Origin of the sequence: Domibacillus indicus (assembly GCF_023715895.1) — a bacterium.
Classification (GTDB): Bacteria; Bacillota; Bacilli; order Bacillales; family Domibacillaceae; genus Domibacillus; species Domibacillus indicus_A.
In genome coordinates this window covers 21,016-41,128 of sequence record NZ_JAMBOO010000035.1, presented here as the reverse complement: position 1 = coordinate 41,128, position 20,113 = coordinate 21,016, and the positions used below count along the sequence as shown (strand labels likewise).

At 40.2% G+C, this 20,113-nt stretch carries 17 protein-coding genes; 13 read left to right on the top strand and 4 right to left on the bottom strand.

The genetic code is table 11. The features are described from left to right. Positions 1 to 222 precede the first annotated feature (222 nt). Positions 223 to 765 carry a hypothetical protein gene (locus M3221_RS23810; RefSeq protein ID WP_251274555.1) on the top strand — a complete coding sequence of 181 codons (543 nt, stop codon included), beginning with the start codon at positions 223 to 225 and terminating at the stop codon, positions 763 to 765. A gap of 258 nt (positions 766 to 1,023) precedes the next feature. On the opposite strand, the gene M3221_RS23805 is transcribed toward M3221_RS23810, so the two are convergent. Continuing rightward, on the bottom strand, positions 1,024 to 2,259 hold the full coding sequence (locus M3221_RS23805; protein ID WP_251274554.1) for an IS110 family RNA-guided transposase: 1,236 nt from the start codon (positions 2,257 to 2,259) through the stop codon (positions 1,024 to 1,026). Between the two features lie 320 nt (positions 2,260 to 2,579). On the opposite strand from M3221_RS23805, the gene M3221_RS23800 reads away from it, so the two are divergent. Continuing rightward, positions 2,580 to 3,050 (top strand): hypothetical protein, encoded by a 471-nt coding sequence (locus M3221_RS23800; RefSeq protein ID WP_251274553.1) that lies wholly within the window; start codon positions 2,580 to 2,582, stop codon positions 3,048 to 3,050. A gap of 920 nt (positions 3,051 to 3,970) precedes the next feature. After that, positions 3,971 to 4,216, top strand: coding sequence for a hypothetical protein (locus tag M3221_RS23795; RefSeq protein WP_251274552.1), 246 nt, complete (start codon positions 3,971 to 3,973; stop codon positions 4,214 to 4,216). 286 nt (positions 4,217 to 4,502) lie between these two features. Here M3221_RS23795 and M3221_RS23790 read toward each other — a convergent pair whose 3' ends face one another. The 3 genes from M3221_RS23790 to M3221_RS26955 form a co-directional block, all read right to left on the bottom strand. Next, a complete protein-coding gene (locus M3221_RS23790; RefSeq protein ID WP_251274551.1) occupies positions 4,503 to 4,865 on the bottom strand; it encodes a hypothetical protein in 363 nt (120 codons plus the stop codon). Between the two features lie 1,147 nt (positions 4,866 to 6,012). Beyond that, the gene (locus M3221_RS23785) at positions 6,013 to 6,858 is read right to left on the bottom strand and encodes a helix-turn-helix domain-containing protein (protein WP_251274550.1); all 846 of its coding nucleotides are present in this window, start codon (positions 6,856 to 6,858) and stop codon (positions 6,013 to 6,015) included. A 47-nt stretch (positions 6,859 to 6,905) separates the two neighbouring features. Beyond that, positions 6,906 to 7,025: a helix-turn-helix domain-containing protein gene (locus M3221_RS26955; protein WP_396395392.1), complete on the bottom strand. Its 120-nt coding sequence runs from the start codon at positions 7,023 to 7,025 to the stop codon at positions 6,906 to 6,908. A gap of 753 nt (positions 7,026 to 7,778) precedes the next feature. Between M3221_RS26955 and M3221_RS23780 the strand changes: the two genes are divergently transcribed. The 10 genes from M3221_RS23780 to M3221_RS23730 all read left to right on the top strand — a co-directional run bounded on the left by M3221_RS23780 (position 7,779) and on the right by M3221_RS23730 (position 19,780). Further along, positions 7,779 to 8,567, top strand: coding sequence for an SDR family NAD(P)-dependent oxidoreductase (locus M3221_RS23780; RefSeq protein ID WP_251274549.1), 789 nt, complete (start codon positions 7,779 to 7,781; stop codon positions 8,565 to 8,567). 18 nt (positions 8,568 to 8,585) lie between these two features. Next, a complete protein-coding gene (locus M3221_RS23775; protein WP_251274548.1) occupies positions 8,586 to 9,530 on the top strand; it encodes a sugar phosphate isomerase/epimerase family protein in 945 nt (314 codons plus the stop codon). 84 nt (positions 9,531 to 9,614) lie between these two features. Then, a complete protein-coding gene (locus tag M3221_RS23770) occupies positions 9,615 to 11,051 on the top strand; it encodes a sugar porter family MFS transporter (RefSeq protein ID WP_251274547.1) in 1,437 nt (478 codons plus the stop codon). A gap of 247 nt (positions 11,052 to 11,298) precedes the next feature. Beyond that, a complete protein-coding gene (locus M3221_RS23765; protein ID WP_251274546.1) occupies positions 11,299 to 12,768 on the top strand; it encodes a CoA-acylating methylmalonate-semialdehyde dehydrogenase in 1,470 nt (489 codons plus the stop codon). A 76-nt stretch (positions 12,769 to 12,844) separates the two neighbouring features. Next, positions 12,845 to 13,669, top strand: a complete 825-nt coding sequence (iolB, locus tag M3221_RS23760) for a 5-deoxy-glucuronate isomerase (RefSeq protein ID WP_251274545.1) — start codon at positions 12,845 to 12,847, stop codon at positions 13,667 to 13,669. 195 nt (positions 13,670 to 13,864) lie between these two features. Then, positions 13,865 to 14,848: a 5-dehydro-2-deoxygluconokinase gene (iolC, locus tag M3221_RS23750; RefSeq protein WP_251274544.1), complete on the top strand. Its 984-nt coding sequence runs from the start codon at positions 13,865 to 13,867 to the stop codon at positions 14,846 to 14,848. A gap of 29 nt (positions 14,849 to 14,877) precedes the next feature. Then, positions 14,878 to 16,788: a 3D-(3,5/4)-trihydroxycyclohexane-1,2-dione acylhydrolase (decyclizing) gene (gene iolD, locus M3221_RS23745; RefSeq protein WP_251274543.1), complete on the top strand. Its 1,911-nt coding sequence runs from the start codon at positions 14,878 to 14,880 to the stop codon at positions 16,786 to 16,788. A gap of 232 nt (positions 16,789 to 17,020) precedes the next feature. Beyond that, the gene (gene fba / locus M3221_RS23740) at positions 17,021 to 17,926 is read left to right on the top strand and encodes a class II fructose-1,6-bisphosphate aldolase (protein ID WP_251274542.1); all 906 of its coding nucleotides are present in this window, start codon (positions 17,021 to 17,023) and stop codon (positions 17,924 to 17,926) included. Continuing rightward, on the top strand, positions 17,907 to 18,296 hold the full coding sequence (locus tag M3221_RS23735; RefSeq protein WP_251274541.1) for a tautomerase family protein: 390 nt from the start codon (positions 17,907 to 17,909) through the stop codon (positions 18,294 to 18,296). The genes fba and M3221_RS23735 overlap by 20 nt, the downstream gene beginning before the upstream one ends. Positions 18,297 to 18,748: 452 nt before the next feature. Beyond that, positions 18,749 to 19,780 (top strand): LacI family DNA-binding transcriptional regulator, encoded by a 1,032-nt coding sequence (locus M3221_RS23730; protein ID WP_251274540.1) that lies wholly within the window; start codon positions 18,749 to 18,751, stop codon positions 19,778 to 19,780. The last annotated feature ends 333 nt before the right edge of the window (positions 19,781 to 20,113 follow it).

Genomic DNA, 20,113 nt, shown 5'->3' with positions numbered 1-20,113 from the left:
ATATACAGTTCGACTGCCTGCAGTTTAAGCTCTACAGAGTATGTTTGTTTTTTCGCCATTTAAAATCCCCCTTGAGTAAACAGTAGTGTTGCTTTTCTACACTGTCCACTTAAGGGGGAGCATATCAGGAAATTTTGTTGTATTCCAAATCCGTCATTCAGTTAATAAATAGATGTGCAGCTGGATAAAATACCTTCATCAAGACTGAGGAGGTATTTTGTTTTGAAAAAGATCGTTTTTACACTGTTCCTTAGCTTAAGCACTTTAGCCTTGTTTTTGAGTAATCATGTGTATCCTAATGAGAATAAATTGCACCCCATAGAAGAATCATATTTTGAATTAGGCTATAGCTCTGCGGAACAGGCTTTAGATAAATTTGAAGGTCATTTTAGAAAAGAAGTGAAGTTGCCTATAAAAATACCTTCCGTACCATTTACGCATCGTTTTGGCCGTTTCAACGACTTAGAAGGTGATGTGGATGACAGCCTTGAAATTGAATATATAAACGAGAAGAATGGCGAGGTTCATTATAAAATAGATATTCGGCCAAGCGAAAACAGGTTAGAATTTAAAAACAATTACATCAAAAAGGTATATAAATTACAAAACCAAACAGAAGCGTTATACAGCACGAATGTTTTAAAGGGGTCTAACTTGTTTGTATTCGAAAAAGACGGTTGGCAATATCTTTTGGGCGTAGATAAGCGAATTGGTGACGAAGTTACAGCACAGGTTTTGGTTAGTATAGCGAATTCAATAAAGTGAAGTGAATGCGACATAAATGCAATTTTGTTGTATTGAGAACGCCCTGGATCTTTAGAACTTAGGGTGTTTTTTCGATTTGAGTGCAATCACGAGAAGATTTCTCTAATGCGTCTTATTGAACTAAACCAGCTAATAGTTTGTCAATATTTTTCAATAAAAATCTTGAAAATCGCATGATACACTAAAAATAAGCATGACAAATAACCTTCTTTTAATCATGTTTTGGAAGGTTTTGTGTTATTTAGTTGGGTGTAGATTTTAAGCTATATCCTGGAAAGTTGTTCTGTTCTTTAATAGGGCAAATATCCAATGTAAGAGTTTATTTACACACGCAATAACGGCTACTTTAAAGGGTTTTCCTTCTTCACGTTTTTTATCATAGAACTCCCGTAATTTCTTATTACGAGGAATGATTTCATCGCTTGTTTTGATCTTACGACAGTCACGAATTGCACAACGAACTGCCATATATAAGGCGTGACGAAGCCTGCTTGACCCTCTTTTAGTGATTCGGTTTTTAGTGGCTGTAAACTTACCGGATTCAAATACACTAGGATCAACTCCAGCGAAAGCTACCAGCTTTTTAGGATCAGTAAATCGATCTATCTCTCCAATTTCAGAAATGATCGTTGCAGCGATCTTTTCTCCAATACCAGGGATAGATTTGATGATATTATATTCTTCAATTTCCTTAGCGAGGGCATCTATTTCTGACTCTAACTTTGATAGATGTTCTTTGTATTGAAGAAGAATATTAATATACATACGAAGACTTAATATATGGCTTTGGTACACTGTTTTTTCAAAAGGATTACGGGCTGCTGCAGCTTTAAGCTGAACAGCTTTTTCTTTTGCCCACCTGATTGATCGACTTTTACATAATCCAAATATCTCGTCTGTAATTGTTTCTTCACTGGCTCTCAAAATATCCTCGGAAGAAGGGAACTCTGAAAGAGTTAAGAGTGAAACAACCGAATATAAATCACCAAAGACCCCTTTATATTCAGGAAACACCTGTTCAAGCACTGCTTGAAATTGAAGCTTTGTCTGAATCATAACTCCAGTTATATTTTCGTGTTGTCTTGTAAGATTCCGAAGGTTCAATAACTGAACTCCACGCTTTTTATAAGGTTCTAATTCCTCTTTATAAAACAACTCACAGAGGAGGTAGGCATCAATGGCATCTGTCTTTACTTTTCTCAAACTTGATCCTCTTGCCTTATATGAGATCAATGGATTGATGATAACCAATAAATAGCCCCGTTCTTCCAAGTATTGAACGACTGGAGTTTGATAATGCCCAGTAGCCTCTAATATTACTGAAGGTTTCTTCCCAGCTTCTTGCTTTACATTCTCAAGAAACGACACAAGTGAACGAAGGCCCTCAAGAGTGTGATTTACTTTAAAGCTCTTACTGTATGGCTTACCTTTATCTAGAAAGGCTTGAACCTGACTTTCCCCTTTCGATATATCCAGACCGACGACTGGATTCATTCTGAATCTCCTCCTAATATGGTGATTTGCCAGTAACCCCTAATCCTTCATGCAGTATCACAGCTTCGCTTGTTATACGAGATCTACGTCCCAACCAGCCTCAATCATGTTTCTACAAGTAGGGGGCGAACGGTTTAGTTGACGGGGTCCGGCCCCACGGGCAGTTACGTTCTACCCTGGCTACTGATATCATAAAACCATATGAAAAATGGTCAACCAGAAATATTTTCTGGCTGACCTTATAATACGAATGTGTCAGTTTAGTTGAAGTAAAATATGCTAAAATTAAGACAAATTATTCTTGAACGGTGGATTAAAAAATGCTGAATTTGTCGGAGAAGTTGGCTGCATATCAACTTGGATTGGGAATAGGGTATTTTAAATTGCCTAAAGTAGTTGAATGGATTGATTTAACGATATTACAATTGGAATCTTCTGAAATTCCTTATCAATTGTACGAAGTTTCGTTATCGAGTAATAAAAAAATAGATGACGTTATCAGCCTTTTAAATGAAATAACAAGAGGAAATCACATAGATATTGCATCGAAAGTTATATTAGGTCTCCTGTACAAATCATTTGCGAAAAAAGAACTCGAAATTCATCAAGTGATTACTTCGATTTATAGATTAGCTTGGGAACGAAATATTGAAGATGATATATTTTCAAAAATAAATGAATTAGACGCTGAATATGAAATGGCTGTGGATGGATATGGAGATATGCGAAGGGTGAAAAAAGAAATACATGAATTTTTAGGGAGATATGAAATGTATGGTGAGTTAATGTAGTGCTTGTTGAACTAACGGGGTGCGTTAGTTCAAAAAGTGAACCATAAAACTCGCTTCCTAATTCAATATAAATGTAATTATGTTGAATTGAAAACGCCCTGGCTGTCAAAAGAAGCCGGGGCGTTTAACGTAAAGTATGACCGTACTGTTGACTAATCATCTTTTGTTTTTTAGGAGCTGTATGAATGGGCATTGTTCTTTAGTATAATTTAGGCATTACATAATAAAGGATGGCTGCTTTGAAATTTCAATTAGTTAAAGAATTGTTGTTTATCTTTTTTACTTATCTATTTTTATTTATGTTTTATTTCCATTTCCAAACGGTCGAATGGGAAATCAAGATACTAAACGACTTGAATTCTTATCTATCAGTCGCTGGTCTTGTTATCATATCAAGCTATCTTAGCAGAGGTGAAAAATTGGTTACTGGTTGGTATCGTATATCAACCATGCTATTGGCTGCAATGATTGGCATCTCTATTTATTTGATATTAACGTAAAGGTTATTCAACAGTTTCGGTCAACTATTCACTAATAATTCTTTGCTCAACACGAAAAAGCCGGGATAAAGGTTTTACCCTCCATCCCGGCTTTTTCTACTTGCGGTGCTTGCCCTTCGGCTTCTTGTGCGTCCGGTTAAAGTTCCGGATTGCGTAAACCGCGCTGGTGCAGCTGGCAATCGTTGCGATTGCCCGAAGGATCAGATCCATGTCACCTCCTTTCGTCGACGAAGAAAAGAAGGATAGAACGTAACCACATGGCGGCAGCTTTAAAATTTGATTTCGATAATCAAATTTTAAATTTCAAGTAGTCATAACTTAAAAAGTTTCAGAATAGAACAGATACTTCTCTCAACTTAGTTTTGTCTAACAGACAACAAGGGTATATGACTTACATCCGGTTAAGAGGAGTAATGAAAAATGGGCATCGTACAATCACGAAAAAGATATGTTATTAAACTCGAACGGAACGGCGAAACAGTCCAAATTGTAGTTATTGCTAAAAACCTTGAGAGTATGTATAAGGAAGTTTACCGACTATATGGGAATTTTCTTATTGATGAGAAGGGAAACGATACAGGAACAATTTCGTTTGAGGAAATAGCTTTATCTCCTACTGTGCAACAAGAGTTACACATACAAGCAAGCAATAGCTGTCAAAAATAGGAATGTCAACGGACGGTCTTTTTTTTATGCTCTTTAGAGTCCTGCAGTAGTCATAGCTTGTAGTCAAAAGTGAAATAAAGGCAGCTTTGAATTAGCTGGTATTTCTGATCAGCCCATGAGATACCATAATGCTTGTTTATCTAACATAACTGCTTGAATAGATAACATTTAGCTGTAAAACGGATTTTGTGTAGGCTAAACTTTCACTTATGTGATAAGTAAAGGAGAGGACTAAAAACTAGTCCTCTCTCCTTTTGGGCTTAAAACTTTATTCAAAGAGCTTTTTCTATTCCAACACATCTATTTCAATCATTGTGCCATCTTTACAGTGTACTTCATAAGCGGCCTGTATCCTGCTGACTTCCCCCGGGAAAAAAGTATCATCAACTTCAACTTTATTTATATTACTTTTGGTGAAATTGAAGCCTGCCTTGTCGTTGTCACTATCACTCCCAACGGAAATGATATTCCCAAGCTTTTCAACCTTTAAAATCATGCATCGCATATTTGAAACAACTGTGTGTATAAATGGGATGGCGGCATTCTCATCTTTTGTTCGTATGATGAATTGTACGTTCTTTTCTTCATAATGTTTTAAAATTTCTCCTAGTTGGTCCCCTGCTTCTGTTGCAGATGGTTTAAAGCACATGAAGATCCCTCCCACTACTTATTATTGGAGTTTATTTCCTAAAGCATAGCATATATTTCGAGAGTAGGCACAAGGGAACTATGGTGACATTTCGGTTTCTTACTTGTCTCAAAAACGATCATTTTTGAGATGTTTTTATGAATAGCTTCTTTTAGCCAAAATCTTATTATTATTGTTTCTCAAAACATTGCTCAAACCCTATGTCTCATTAATCATCCGTTATGTGCAGAAACTCGTCCTTTTCTGAACACAGCCACCCAGTTCCTAAAAGGGCACTTTTTTAACGTCTTTTCTGTCACAAAAATCTGTTCATTATTCTGTGTTCAATAACCTATCTATTTTTATATTATGTTACATAAAGATTCTCGCTTAAGTAGATGAATAAGCGAGAATGTCAACGAGTAAAGCAGTTGTTTTAAGAGCTGCTTTATTTTTGTTGTATGTACACTTTGTTGTAGAAACGGTGTCAAAACTTAACAGTTTTGAATACTGCATGAAAATGTAATATAAATGTATTTTTCAGATTTTACGAAGGATGAAAAATAGTTTTCCCCACTTATCGCCTTATCAAAAACGACCGTTTTTGAGATGTTTTTTTGAACAGCTTATTTTGCCAAAAATTCTATATTTTCTTGTCTCAAAACATTGCTCAAAATCTATGTCTCATTAACCACCGTTTATGAATATTCTTAGAGATAACAAGTATTAGCTGGCGTATTCATAAATTAAAAGTTTTGAGCAAAGTCTAATTTAGTGTATATTTATAACCTTCTAGCTTTGCTGTAAACTATCAAAATCAGCAAAATCAAGGCTAAAGAGGGATCATAACTCATAGTCAAAGCGAGACGCTGTTAAGAGCATCATAATTTATTTCACGCATTTTTTAGCTTTATATACTATGCGTTAAATTCAAATACATAAATTATTATAAAATATCTCAACATGATCTACAGGCGGCCCGGGATGCAGAATGTTACCTTTTTTTAGGGAAACCTAAGTTAGTATAGAGCACAAAGAAGCCATGTGGAAGGGACCACATAGCTTTTAAAACAGGTTCTTCGCTTATTTAATAAAGAAGCAGGAACTAAATAATTACAACCATGGGAAGTGAAAATAAAGAACTAACTTAGGGAAATCAGTCATCATTCTAGTTGAATGCTTGAAATTTATTGATACTATCCCTGCTTTGGTCCTGTTCACGTTTATATACTTCTTCAAGGATTTCTGCTGCAATGTCCTGCATACTCTTGCCTGTCTGTTCTCCTTTATTACGCAGCCACTCTTTAATATACACGGACAGGGAAACCGACAGCAATTCCTCCTCCGATTCAATGCTGAGCGCCTCATATTCTGGAACATACCGCACCCCCCCTTGTTTAGCCGAGCGTTTAATAAAGTCGGCTAACTCAACCGAAACGTTATTTAACCGGGCATCTTTCATATGAATGACCCATCGATCCTTTAACCGCTCCATGTACATATTGGCCACCGGCACCTGCTGATAAAGCAGATCCATTACTTGATAGGTCAGGGAATAGACGGCCGGCAGATTCAGCACCGCATATCCGGGCTTTGTACTGCGTTTACCCATTTCAATGGAGTAGTCAGGTGTTAACCTGTGTGTATAGATCCCTTCCATATAGCTGAATGTTTCATCGGTTCCCGGCACAATAAAGTACCAGTCCCCTAAACCTTTGCGCATAAGTCTTGCTTCCGGAATGGAAGGGGAAGAAAAGCGCTGATACACGGCTTCTTTTGCTTTTTTATTGTAGTATTGTCGCTGGAAAAGCCGGTCTTCCCAAATTTTCTTTTCATGCAGCTCGCTGAATTCTTTAAGATCGCTTTCTTGGATAAGGGGAATGGTACGACCTTTTACCTGTCCTTCGGAAGCTGGAAGAAGCCCTTCTTTAATATAAGCGGCAACAAAGTTCCGATTCGTCTGCAGGTACTCTGCCGCTTGGTTTAAGGTTAAGCCTTCTAGCGTTGTAGGCATTGTTTGGATTAGCCGCTCAATTTTTTTTAGAAAAAAGAAGCCTCTGGTTACCTCCGATCCTTCATAGGTTTTAGCTTTCCTTCCTGAACATACGCATGGACCGTAGAAATAGAGAGGCCACTCATCTCTGCGACTTCCTTTGTTGAGTAACAGTTCTCTTGGTTTATTTGAATGGTTTTATCTATCCTTTTAAAGAATATCTATTTTAATTTATATTTTCTTTATCTCAAAGGGGTTATGAATAATATCGATCATGTTATTCACCTCAAAATTATTTTTCTTATAACTATCCCTAGTGCCTATTATTTTTGTAGACATACTGAAGAGCTATTATTCTAAAGAAGATAGTTTAGTTGCTGTGGATACAAACTCTTTCATCAAAACAACAGTAAAAAAGAATATGAATACAAGCGATTTACCATAAAACAATTGAGAAGTGAATAGAAAATTGTCGTTTCCAATCAACATAAATTAAAAATTTAATTGACTAAATAATCTGCATATTGTAGAATGAAATCAAATCTTAACGCATACGTATGCGTAACTGATAAAAGAGGAAGAAGCTACTTAGGCAGTTACCATAGAAAAATTGCAAAAATGGCGAATACAAGGGCAAGTGAATCTAAAGTTCGATATGTCCAAATGCGATTCCTATGATTTCAAATACAAATCTTGACTTACAATAGCGCGGCAACTTAATAGATAAATTTTTGCGTTAATATGTAAGCGTTTGATAAAGAAAATATAATCCATATAATCGATAGTCAAAAACTTGAGATTAGATATGTATTAGTAATCAGGGAATGATCTTTAATAGACCTTTAGATTTAGTGATCCTTCTTCTTATTTTTTTGCTGATTTATGCAAGCGTATGCGAAAAGTGAAATTCTAAAAATACTACATAGAAAATGGTGAAAAAAATGGAGAAATATTTACAAGGAAAGACATGTATCATTACAGGAGCTGCAAGAGGAATTGGGAAAGCATTGGCTGTCAAATATGCTGAACAAGGCGCTAATATTGTGTTGATGGATTTAAATAAGGAAATGGTTGAAGCCACTGCAAAAGAAATAGAAGCATTAGGAGTAACAGTATTACCTCTTGTTGTAAATGTGACTTCTTCAAAAGAGATTGAAGCTGCAATTAAAGAAGTTGAATCTCAATTCACAAAAATTGATGTACTGGCTAACTGTGCTGGTATCTCTACTTCGAGATTAATCTTAGATATCGAAGAAGAAGAATGGGATAGAGTGTTCAATGTAAATTTAAAATCTGTTTATCTGCTTAGTAAATATGTTGGAAAAAACATGATTAGAAACGAAGTCAAAAATGGAAAAATAGTTACAATTTCATCTCAAGCTTCAAAAATTGGCGAGCTTGGAAACGGGGCGTATTGTGCATCAAAAGCGGCTGTTAATTCGTTGACCCAGGTGCTTGCGCTTGAGCTGGCAGAATACGGAATTTCGGTCAACGCAGTTTGTCCTGGTTTTGTAGATACCGAAATGCTGCAAGAGGTGTTTCAAAAACGGAGCGTAATTGAAGGCAAAGCACCACAGGAATATGAAGAATTATTAAAAGGCCAGGTTCCAATGAAGAGATTAGCGACACCTGAGGAGATAGCAGAATTTATGCTGTTTTTAAGTAGCGAGAAAGCAAACTATATTACTGGTACTTCAATGACTATTGCTGGCGGGAAAACATTAATTTAATAGAAAGGAGTTTTTATCATGAGAATGAGTTTGGTGACAGATTGTTTAGGCTTCATGTCTCTAGAAGAAATGGCTGATACTGCCGTGTCCTTAGGGTATGAAAACTTAGAATTTGCATGTGGGAATTGGTCCAAGGCCCCACATGTAGATCTGGATGCTTTAATCGAGAGTTCCATTCAACGTGAAAAATTTGTAAACGTTTTAAAGGAAAGAGGCCTTTCAATTGAGGTTCTGAATTGCTCCGGTAACCAGTTAGCTCCAAATGAGGAGGGACGAGAACACCAGAAAGTTGTGGAAAAAACATTTAAACTTGCAGAACTATTAGGGATAAAAACCATAAACATGATGTCAGGACTTCCTGGAGGAGGACCAGGAGAGACAACTCCTAACTGGGTAACAACAAGCTGGCCGCCAATCAATCTTGAAATCTTAAACTGGCAATGGAGTGAGGTAGCATTTCCATATTGGGAAAAAACCGTGAAAGAGGCAAAAGAACATGGAATTGAAAAAATTGCTTTGGAGAATCATGGCTCCCAGCTCGTTTATAATGCGGAAACACTCTTTAAGCTAAGAAATCATGTAGGAGACATGATTGGCATGAACTTTGATCCTAGTCATCTGTTCTGGATGGGAGGAGATCCAATCGCAACGTTAAGAAAATTAGGACCAGCAATCTATCATGTTCATGCCAAAGACACACGTATGGAAAAAGGACTCGTTGATGCAGAGGGTGTACTTGATACAAAAACAATTGATAGTTTTTCAAATCGTTCATGGAACTATGTAGCGTTAGGTCATGGTCATGACGTTAGCTGGTGGAAGGAATTCTTTTCCGTACTGAGTATGGTGGGGTATGACGGACAGGTTAGCCTAGAAATGGAAGACTTAACGATGGATCCACTTACTGCTTTGAAAAAGTCGACTCAGGTATTAAAGGAAGCTCTGCCTAAAGATTTCGATTAAAAAGAATACATTGAATTTAATTGAAAAAGAGACCTTGATTACGTTCCCTGATCAATTATCAACAGAAAGGAAAGGGGCAAGAATATGAACAAACAGGCTAATCAAAATCACATATCATTTTTGAGCACCATTGTCTTAGTCTCAACATTCGGAGGTCTTCTATTTGGTTATGATACCGGCGTTATCAATGGGGCTTTGCCTTATATGTCGGACGATTTTAATCTAACTTCATTCACAGAAGGTCTTGTTACAAGTGTTCTTCTTTTAGGGGCTGCGGTAGGAGCTGTATTTGGTGGTCGGCTTTCGGATGGTATTGGACGGCGTAAAAATATCCTTTTCCTTTCAATCCTTTTCTTTATTGCTACGCTTGGTTGTACCCTATCACCAAGCGTAACGGGAATGGTTATCTTCCGCTTCTTACTAGGTATGGCTGTTGGCGGAGCATCAGTAGCAGTTCCTACATTTATAGCTGAAATGTCGCCCTCTGATAGAAGAGGCCAATTGGTTACCCGTAATGAGTTAATGATTGTAGGTGGGCAATTGTTAGCCTTCGTCTTTAATGCTATTCTTGGTAACCTATTAAGTGGCGAAGGAGTTTGGCGTTACATGTTAGGTATTGCAGGAGTACCAGCAATTCTTTTATTCTTTGGTATGCTTAAAGTACCAGAAAGTCCCCGATGGCTTGTGAAAAAGGGAAGAAACGAAGAAGCGCTGCGTATACTCCGTAAGATACGTACAGAAGAGCAAGCGCTGACTGAACTCAAAGAGATTCAAACAGCTTTGGCTGCAGAATCTGATTTGAAAGAAGCATCGTTTAAAGATCTTACTGTGCCATGGATGCGTCGCATCGTATTTATCGGAATTGCTATCGCCATTGTTACTCAAGCTACTGGCGTTAACTCAATCATGTATTATGGAACTGAAATTCTCAGACAAGCAGGTTTTGCAACGTCTGCTGCATTAATCGGCAATGTTGCAAACGGTGTCATTTCGGTTTTAGCGACAATTGTAGGGATTTGGCTTCTTGGTAGAGTCGGACGTCGCCCTATGATGTTGACGGGTTTAACAGGAACAACCTTAACCCTTCTACTAATTGGGATCCTTTCATCTACGGTTGTATCATCTGAGGCGCTTCCATATGTGATGCTGGCACTAACCGTCACATTTCTCGCTTTCATGCAAGGGGCAATTGGGCCAGTATTATGGGTTTCACTATCCGAAATTTTCCCGTCACGCTTAAGAGGATTTGGCATGGGTGTTAGTGTATTCTTCCTTTGGATGACAAACTTTGTCATTGGTTTATTGTTCCCTGTCATGCTTGATAAAATGGGTTTGTCGGTAACATTCTTTATCTTCGCAGGGGTAGGATGTGTATCTATCTTCTTAATGGCGAAGTTCTTACCTGAAACTAAAGGTCGCACACTGGAAGAAATTGAAGAGTCCTTCCGTACTTATTATGATGACAAAACAGATAAATATGATGGTATTAATCATATAAAATCTCAGGTAAATAAATTTTAAGATTACACACCTATGTTAGATGTAAACGTTGATATTCCTGTATCGATGACGCTTTTCCAGTGTTGAGCTGAGAGGTTTTTTATATGAATCTTTATTAAAACGGTATAGGTAAAATAAAACTCTATTCAAATAGGAAAATGCTTGTAAATAGATCCATCTCAACCATCAGCGAGCATTATTATTAACATAATATTGAAATCGATTTCAATTTCAATAAGAACATCTATTTCTAAGGAGGAATATATACATGTCAGCAATTAATTCCGAGGTAAAAACATTACAAAACTACATAAATGGAGAATGGGTGGAATCTCTGTCCAGCCAGACCGAAACGGTTGTAAATCCTGCAACAGGCGAAGAAATTGCCCAGGTGCCGCTTTCTACAAAAGAAGACGTAGACCGTGCTGTGCAGGCCGCAAGCGAAGCGTTTAAAACTTGGTCGCAGACGGCTGTTCCAAAGCGTGCACGCATTCTTTTCAAATATCAGCAACTTCTTGTTGATAACTGGGAAGAGCTGGCGAAGCTGATCACGATTGAAAACGGAAAAAGCTTGTCAGAAGCCATGGGCGAAGTGCAGCGCGGGATTGAATGCGTAGAATTCGCAGCCGGTGCACCGACATTGATGATGGGCAGCCAGCTTCCAGACATCGCTACAAATATTGAATCAGGCATGTACCGTTACCCGGTTGGAGTAGTGGGCGGCATCACACCATTTAACTTCCCGATGATGGTTCCTTGTTGGATGTATCCACTGGCAATCGCATGCGGTAACACATTTGTATTGAAACCATCTGAACGTACGCCGCTTTTGGCAGCGAAATTAGTCGATCTATTCAAAGAAGCCGGCCTTCCAGACGGCGTACTAAACATCGTAAACGGAGCGCATGATGTCGTAAACGGCCTTCTTGAGCACCCAAAAGTGAAAGCCATCTCATTTGTTGGCTCACAGCCAGTTGCAGAATACGTATACAAAACAGGAGCAGCGAACTTGAAACGCATACAGGCGCTTGCAGGTGCGAAAAACCACTCGATCGTGCTGGCAGATGCAAATCTTGACCTGGCCGCAAAAGAAGTAACAGCCGCCGCTTTTGGTTCAGCGGGTGAGCGCTGCATGGCTGCAGCCGTTGTAGCAGTAGAAGAAAGCATTGCCGATGAGTTTATCGCAAAATTAAAAGAAGCAGCCGACAATATTCAAATTGGCAACGGTTTAGATGACGGCGTATTCCTTGGCCCAATCATCCGCGAAAATGCGAAACAGCGTACAATCGGCTACATTGAAGCCGGTATCGAGCAGGGTGCCACGCTTGTGCGTGACGGCCGCGAAGACGAAGCCGCAAAAGGAGACGGCTACTTCCTTGGCGCCACCATCTTCGATAACGTGACACAGGAGATGACGATCTGGCAGGATGAAATCTTTGCACCCGTTCTTTCAGTCGTCCGCGTAAAAGACCTGGCAGAAGGTGTGGAGACAGCCAATGCTTCTACACTGGCAAATGGTGCCTGCCTGTACACAGACAGCGCAGCAGCGGTACGCCAGTTCCGTGAAACGATCCACGCAGGCATGCTGGGCATTAACGTTGGGGTGCCGGCGCCAATGGCATTCTTCCCATTCTCAGGCTACAAAAATTCATTCTACGGCGATCTTCATGCGAATGGTAAAGACGGGGTTGAATTCTTTACACGCAAGAAAATGGTCACTGCACGCTACGTGAAGTAATAGCTTGAATGGGTCCTGGCTGTCCGGTTCAACCCGGGCAGCAGGCCATTCAAGAAAAAATCAGGAGGTACATAACATGAGCCGCTTGCTTCAAAAACCAATGAAAAAAGAACAATCAGAAGGCGTCACACTTGTCCATGACGTTACACAAGAAAACTCTCCCCTCGAATATGTCGGATTTAAAGTCATTGATCTGGCTCCCGGCGCCACTTACACTGAATCATTAAATAAAACAGAATGCTGCATTGTCGCCCTGACAGGCAAAATTCACGTAACCGAAGGAAGCGAAGAATTCCGCAGCCTTGGCACGCGTGAAAATGTGTTTGAGAAAGTGCCGACAGACAGCGTATATGTTTCCAACGATAAAACTTTCCACGTAGAAGGCGCAACGGCTGCCCGGGTAGCACTATGCTATTCCCCTTCCCAGGAGCAGCTGCCGACTGTACTCATTAAAGCTTCGGAGGTCGGCATTGAAAACCGCGGCATTTTAAGCAATAAACGGATGGTACATAATATCCTGCCGGATTCCGACCCACGTGCAAACAGCCTGCTTGTCGTAGAAGTTTACACAGAAAGCGGAAACTGGTCGAGCTACCCACCGCACAAACATGACCAGGATAACCTGCCGGATGAGTCATTCTTAGAAGAATCTTACTATCATGAAATGAATCCGCCGCAGGGCTTCGTGTTCCAGCGTGTATATACGGATGACCGGTCGATTGATGAAACGATGACCGTTGAAAACAGTGATGTCGTGCTTGTTCCAGCTGGATACCATCCAGTCGGCGTACCAGATGGCTATGAGTCTTATTACTTAAATGTGATGGCTGGCCCGACACGTATTTGGAAATTTTACAATGATCCAGACCATGAGTGGATTTTAAAACGTCAACCTGACTAAAGAAGCAGTGAACCCGGATGAACTACACATTCGAGGTGAAAACAGCAGTATTGCATCAGTTGGCGTACCGGGAGGCTACGAGTCTTATTACTTAAACGTAATGGCCGGCCTGACACGCATTTAGAAATTTCATAATGATCCAGACCATGAGTGGATTTTAAAACGTTAACCCAATTAAAGGAGCGGTGAAACCGAATGAACTATACATTCAATAATGAAAAAGAACTTGATGTAATCGCCATTGGGCGTGCCTGCATCGACTTAAATGCAAACGAATACAACATGCCAATGGAAGAGACGATGACGTTTACGAAATACGTCGGCGGCTCACCCGCAAACGTCGCGATCGGCAGCGCGAAGCTTGGCTTGAAGGTAGGCTTTATCGGGAAATTAGCGGATGACCAGCATGGGCGTTTTATTGAAAAATACATGCGTGAAGTCGGCGTGGATACGTCGAACATGGTCACAGATAAAGAAGGTCATAAAACCGGTCTTGCCTTCACGGAAATTTTAAGCCCGGATGAGTGCAGCATCCTGATGTACCGTGACGATGTAGCAGATCTATACCTTGAGCCATCTGAGGTAAGCGAAGACTATATTAAACAAGCGAAAATTCTGCTTGTTTCCGGTACAGCGCTGGCAAAAAGCCCGTCACGCGAAGCCGTTTTGAAATCGGTCAGCCTGGCGAAAAAACACGGCGTGAAAATTGTGTTCGAACTTGACTACCGTCCGTACACATGGCAGTCGCCGGAAGAAACAGCTGTTTATTATTCGCTTGTGGCTGAACAGTCCGATATCGTCATCGGCACACGCGATGAGTTTGATGTGATGGAAAACATCCAGGGCGGCGACAACAACGAAACGATTCAAAATCTATTCAAGCATTCAGCCGATCTTGTTGTCATCAAACACGGAGTAGAAGGGTCGTACGCATATGCAAAATCGGGAGAAGTATTCCGCGCGCAGGCGTACAAAACAAACGTATTGAAAACATTCGGTGCAGGTGATTCCTACGCATCGGCTTTCCTTTATGCCCTGGTCAGCGGGAAAGACATTGAAACTGCTTTGAAATATGGCAGTGCTTCCGCATCGATTGTAGTCAGCAAACACAGCTCGTCTGATGCGATGCCCCTTGTTTCTGAGATTGAGCAGCTGATTGCATCTGCCGTATACGTGTAAAAAACAATTCATTAAGAGGTGAGTAGAAAATGGGAACTATTCGATTAACAACCGCGCAAGCGTTAATTAAATTTTTAAATCAGCAGTACATCCATGTGGACGGCGAAGAAACCCCTTTTGTCGAAGGCGTATTCAACATATTTGGCCATGGAAATGTGCTTGGGATCGGCCAGGCGCTTGAGCAGGATGCCGGCCATTTGAAAGTCTATCAGGGAAAGAATGAGCAGGGCATGGCGCAGGCGGCCATCGCCTACAGCCGCGAAATGCTCCGCCGCAAAATTTATGCGATCACGACATCTGCGGGTCCCGGTTCAGCAAACTTGATCGCAGCAGCGGGAACCGCGTTTGCGAACAACATTCCGGTTCTTTTGCTTCCGGCGGATACCTTTGCGACGCGCCAGCCTGATCCAGTGCTTCAGCAGCTGGAGCATGAACACAGCACAGCGGTAACCACAAACGAAGCGTTTATGGCGGTTTCCCGCTACTGGGACCGCGTAACACGTCCGGAGCAGTTAATGTCCGCACTCATCCGTGCGTTTGAAGTGATGACCGATCCGGCTAAAGCCGGCCCAGCGACGATCTGCATTGCACAGGATGTCGAAGGGGAAGCATTTGATTATGATGAGCGTTTCTTTGACAAACGTGTTCATTATCTGGACCGCAAGCCGGCGGTAGAACGCGAGCTGCAGGGCGCAGCAGAGCGGATCAAAGCAAGCAAAAAACCCGTCATTATTGTCGGCGGCGGTGCCCGTTATTCAGGTGCCCGTGACATTTTAAAACAAATCTCTGAAAAACATAATATCCCGCTTGTAGAAACACAGGCCGGGAAATCAACAGTGGAAGTCTCATTTCCAACTAACCTGGGCGGTCTTGGAATCTTGGGCACGTCGGCTGCAAACAAAGTGGCGCGTGATACAGACCTTGTAATCGGTGTCGGCACACGCTATACAGATTTCACGACATCATCCAAAACGCAGTTTGATTTTGACAAAACATCATTCTTAAACATTAATGTCAGCCGCATGCAGGCTTATAAGCTGGACGCATTCCAGGTAGTTGCCGATGCAAAAACCGCGCTTGAACAGCTGGCACCTCTTTTGGGAGACTATAAAACCGCATTTGGCGGCCTGCTTTCAGCATGGAAAGAGGAATGGCTGGCAGAACGTGACCGTCTGGCGAACGTAACATTTAACCGTGAAAACTTCACACCGGAAATCAAGGGCCAGTTTTCCCAGGAAACGATGAATGAGTACGCCGATGCGCTGGGCACTGAATTCACCCAAACGGCTGCTTTGGTTGCGGCCAATGAAGCAGTCGCACCGGACAGCATCGTCATCGGTTCAGCCGGGTCCCTTCCGGGCGACCTGCAGCGCTTATGGCATTCAGATGTGCCGAATACGTACCATCTTGAATACGGATATTCCTGCATGGGATATGAAGTGGCCGGTGCACTGGGTGCGAAACTGGCTCACCCGGACCGTGAAGTATATGCGGCAGTCGGAGACGGCAGCTTCCTCATGCTTCACACAGAGCTTGTAACAGCGCTTCAGTACGATAAAAAAATCAACATTCTCCTGTTTGATAACTCTGGCTATGGATGTATTAATAACCTGCAGATGGGTAATGGAAGCGGAACATACTTCTGTGAATTCCGTACACATGATAATCAAATTATGAACATCGATTACGCAAAAGTGGCAGAAGCTTACGGAGCAAAATCTTACAAAGCCAACACAGTAGAAGAATTGAAAGCAGCGCTTGAAGATGCGAAAAAGCAGTCTGTTTCCACATTGATTGATATGAAAGTGCTTCCGAAAACAATGTCGGATGGCTATGATGGATGGTGGAACGTTGGTCTCGCTGAAGTATCCGAGTTTGAAAGCGTTCAAAAAGCCTATGCCGCGAGAGCAGAAAAACTAGAAACGGCGAAGATGTATTAAGAGAAGATTGCACACGATATAGGATATTAACTTGTTAAACTATATTACAGTAGCAGTGGTTCAAGGGACGGAAGTCGGCGGCTTCTTTCCTGAACCCGTTATTTTGAAAGAGAATTGGCGTTGTGTCATTTAAATAATTGTATCCGAGCAAACGTATAGCACTTAAGGGCAAGATATAGGCCGCAAAGTGAATTTTTTAATGGCTAACTAGGTGAAAGGAGAGATTCATTAAATGGCTTTAGTTTCAATGAGAGAGATGTTGATAAAAGCAAAAAAAGACAGGTATGCAGTAGGACAGTTTAATATCAATGGCCTTGAATTTGCCCAGGCTTTTTTGCTTGCTGCGGAAGAGGAACAGGCACCGATCATTTTGGCTGCTTCGGACCGGCTTGTTGATTATCTTGGCGGTTTCAAGACGATATCATCTATGGTCAAGGCATTAACAGAAGAACTAAATATTACTGTTCCGGTTGCACTTCATTTGGATCATGGCATGAGTATCGAACGCTGCAAACGGGCGATCGATGCCGGTTTTACATCGGTGATGATCGATGGATCACATGGGTCAATTGACGCAAATATCGCGATGACAAAAGAGGTCGTGGCATATGCAAAAGTAAAGGATGTCTCGGTCGAAGCTGAAGTCGGTACAGTGGGCGGTCAGGAAGATGGAATGGTTGGTGGCATTCAATATGCGGATATTGATGAATGCATCCGCATTGTCGAAGAAACAGGCATTAATGCACTGGCTGCCGCTCTTGGTTCTGTTCACGGACCATATCAGGGTGAACCGCAGCTTGGTTTTGAAGAAATGAAAGAAATCATGGATAAAACGGACATTCCACTGGTACTACACGGCGGATCGGGTATTCCATTACATCAGCTTCAGCGTGCAATTGAATTGGGTCACGCTAAAATTAATGTGAACACGGAAAATATTCAAGCGTGGACAACTTCTATTCGTCAGACATTAAATGAAAAACCCGATGTGTATGAGCCGCGTTTGATCTTGAGACCAGCGATTGAAGCAGTGAAAGAAGCGGCCAAAGCAAAAATGAAAGAATTTGGGACGAGTGGACGAGGTGTTATAATAAATAAAGGAAACGGAAGGGTAGAAGATGCCATTACTACGCTTTGATATTGTAAAAGGAAGAACAGAAGAAGAATTAAAGAAGCTGCTTGATGCTGTTCATCGTGCCATGCTTAAAGCATTCGAAGTACCCGAACGTGACCGCTATCAGATAGTGCATCAGCACCCTGCTCATGAAATGATTATGGAAGACACAGGACTAGGGTTTGAGCGCTCAAAAGATATGGTGTTGATTAGCATCACCAGTAAAAAGCGAACAGAAGAACAAAAGCAAAATTTGTACAAATATATTGTCGAGGAATTACGGAAAGACTGCAATATTGATCCCAAAGATGTAATGGTTTCTATTACAGTCAATGAAGATGCAGACTGGAGTTTTGGATTTGGAAAGGCGCAGTTTTTAACAGAAGATCTTTGAGGTTGCTTTCAGAATCAAAGGAGTATACTTAACCGATACGGGACTCAAAACATCATTATCGACCAGATATTTTCGCCAGAATACCGCACTTCAAATCCAGTGCAGAGTAGCGCGTAAGGATAAGTGGGGGCTGAATGACGATCCTTCTTTTTTAAATAGTAAAGTAATTAATATAAACAAATTCTTGAATTTTTATTCTGAAAAGAAGCAGAAAAATGCTGAAGAATAACAAAAAAAGAATTGACTAAAAATTATAAATATTTTAATATGAATAAAATTAATGCACTCCTATGTATATTTACCTAAATGAAAACGATAACAAAACGTATGAATATTAAAATTTTATGGAAATATAAAAACACTTCAGCTGTTGACCAAAATATTATAAAATTTAATAAAGTGTTTTTATAAATGCATACGGATGCGTTAATTTTATGAAAGAAGGAAAATAGATGGCAATTACTACAAAAGATCTTGCAAAACTGGCAAATGTTAGCCAATCAACTGTTTCGAGATCCTTAAATGATAGTCCAATGATACCAGAGAAAACAAAGAAGAGAATAAAAAAGATAGCAGAAGAGCACGGTTTTCAATTTAATTCACATGCAAGAAGTTTAGCCGCAAATAAAACTTATACAATTGGTGTAATTCTCCCGGAAACTTTGTTTGATTCTCGAGTAGACACCCACTTTAAATCTTGGCAGAATGAGTTGTTGGAAAGCTTGGAGCGTTTGGAGTTTGATGTAATTATTTCGTTTTTTCAAAATAGGTTTACAAAGAAAAATAACATAAAAAGACTTATTGCAGCTAAAAAGATAGACGGTCTTATCATATTAGAACCATCGTTAGATGATGAGACAATAAATGTGCTGGAAAAAACGGACGTACCATTTGTTTTTTGTAAATATATTCCTCCTTTTTATCAAGCGAAAGAAGTAGATTTTGTATGTGTAGATCAATTCAAGGGGGGATATATAGCCACTGAACATTTAATTAAATTAGGGCACCAAAAAATATTATGTATTTCAGCAAATAATGTTGGTGGTGAATTTGAGTTAAGAACTGAAGGGTTTAAAGCGGCTTTGATTAATAATAATATTCAATATGACGAAGAAATGCTGATCTATGGAAATGAAACTTTTCAATCAGGATACGAATTAATACTAAATCATTTAGAAAAGGTAAAAGACGTCACTGCTATTTTTGCACAGAATGATTTGATGGCATTAGGAGCCATACAAGCGTTAAAAGAATCAGGATTTAATGTGCCTCAGGATATAGCAGTTGTCGGGTTTGATGACATTGATTTATGCACATGTTATAAACCGTATCTAACTACAGTGCATCAGCCGACTAAGGAAATTGCAGCATTAACATGCAAGCGATTAATAGAAAAGATTGAATCGACTGAGCCAGTAGCAAAGCTAAAGCTTGAGATAAGCCCTTCACTGGTAATTAGGGAGTCGTGTGGAATAGATAATTAATTTATTCCACTTCTTTATTCTTAAACTTTTATGCAACCGTATGCGTAAAAGATTGAAAAGCAGAGAGGGGAATAAACAAGCATTATATACGAGTTAAAAATACATCGAGCCTTCTAATATTTAAATATTTTACCGAATGATTAAAAACGTCGGTACCGTTTCTCTGAACGGCATTGGAGAGTTACAAGCCGGGAGGTCATATCAAAACAGGTTATATTTGAATCCTTTTTTGGCAGGCGCTCCAGAAATTTTCTATTGGGAAACTCCATAACAATACACGACAAAACTATTTTAATGATAGCGATTACTGTCCAGCTCCAAATTACAGTGAGA

Bases quoted from the DNA above. Each gene is read 5' to 3' on its own strand.
- M3221_RS23805 (WP_251274554.1), bottom strand. From the start codon at position 2,259: ATGAATCCAGTCGTCGGTCTGGATATATCGAAAGGGGAAAGTCAGGTT.
- iolB (WP_251274545.1), top strand. From the start codon at position 12,845: ATGAGCCGCTTGCTTCAAAAACCAATGAAAAAAGAACAATCAGAAGGC.
- fba (WP_251274542.1), top strand. From the start codon at position 17,021: ATGGCTTTAGTTTCAATGAGAGAGATGTTGATAAAAGCAAAAAAAGAC.
- M3221_RS23780 (WP_251274549.1), top strand. From the start codon at position 7,779: ATGGAGAAATATTTACAAGGAAAGACATGTATCATTACAGGAGCTGCA.
- M3221_RS23735 (WP_251274541.1), top strand. From the start codon at position 17,907: ATGCCATTACTACGCTTTGATATTGTAAAAGGAAGAACAGAAGAAGAA.
- M3221_RS23800 (WP_251274553.1), top strand. From the start codon at position 2,580: ATGCTGAATTTGTCGGAGAAGTTGGCTGCATATCAACTTGGATTGGGA.
- M3221_RS23785 (WP_251274550.1), bottom strand. From the start codon at position 6,858: ATGCCTACAACGCTAGAAGGCTTAACCTTAAACCAAGCGGCAGAGTAC.
- M3221_RS23770 (WP_251274547.1), top strand. From the start codon at position 9,615: ATGAACAAACAGGCTAATCAAAATCACATATCATTTTTGAGCACCATT.
- iolD (WP_251274543.1), top strand. From the start codon at position 14,878: ATGGGAACTATTCGATTAACAACCGCGCAAGCGTTAATTAAATTTTTA.
- iolC (WP_251274544.1), top strand. From the start codon at position 13,865: ATGAACTATACATTCAATAATGAAAAAGAACTTGATGTAATCGCCATT.
- M3221_RS23765 (WP_251274546.1), top strand. From the start codon at position 11,299: ATGTCAGCAATTAATTCCGAGGTAAAAACATTACAAAACTACATAAAT.
- M3221_RS23775 (WP_251274548.1), top strand. From the start codon at position 8,586: ATGAGAATGAGTTTGGTGACAGATTGTTTAGGCTTCATGTCTCTAGAA.
- M3221_RS23730 (WP_251274540.1), top strand. From the start codon at position 18,749: ATGGCAATTACTACAAAAGATCTTGCAAAACTGGCAAATGTTAGCCAA.
- M3221_RS23795 (WP_251274552.1), top strand. From the start codon at position 3,971: ATGGGCATCGTACAATCACGAAAAAGATATGTTATTAAACTCGAACGG.
- M3221_RS23790 (WP_251274551.1), bottom strand. From the start codon at position 4,865: ATGTGCTTTAAACCATCTGCAACAGAAGCAGGGGACCAACTAGGAGAA.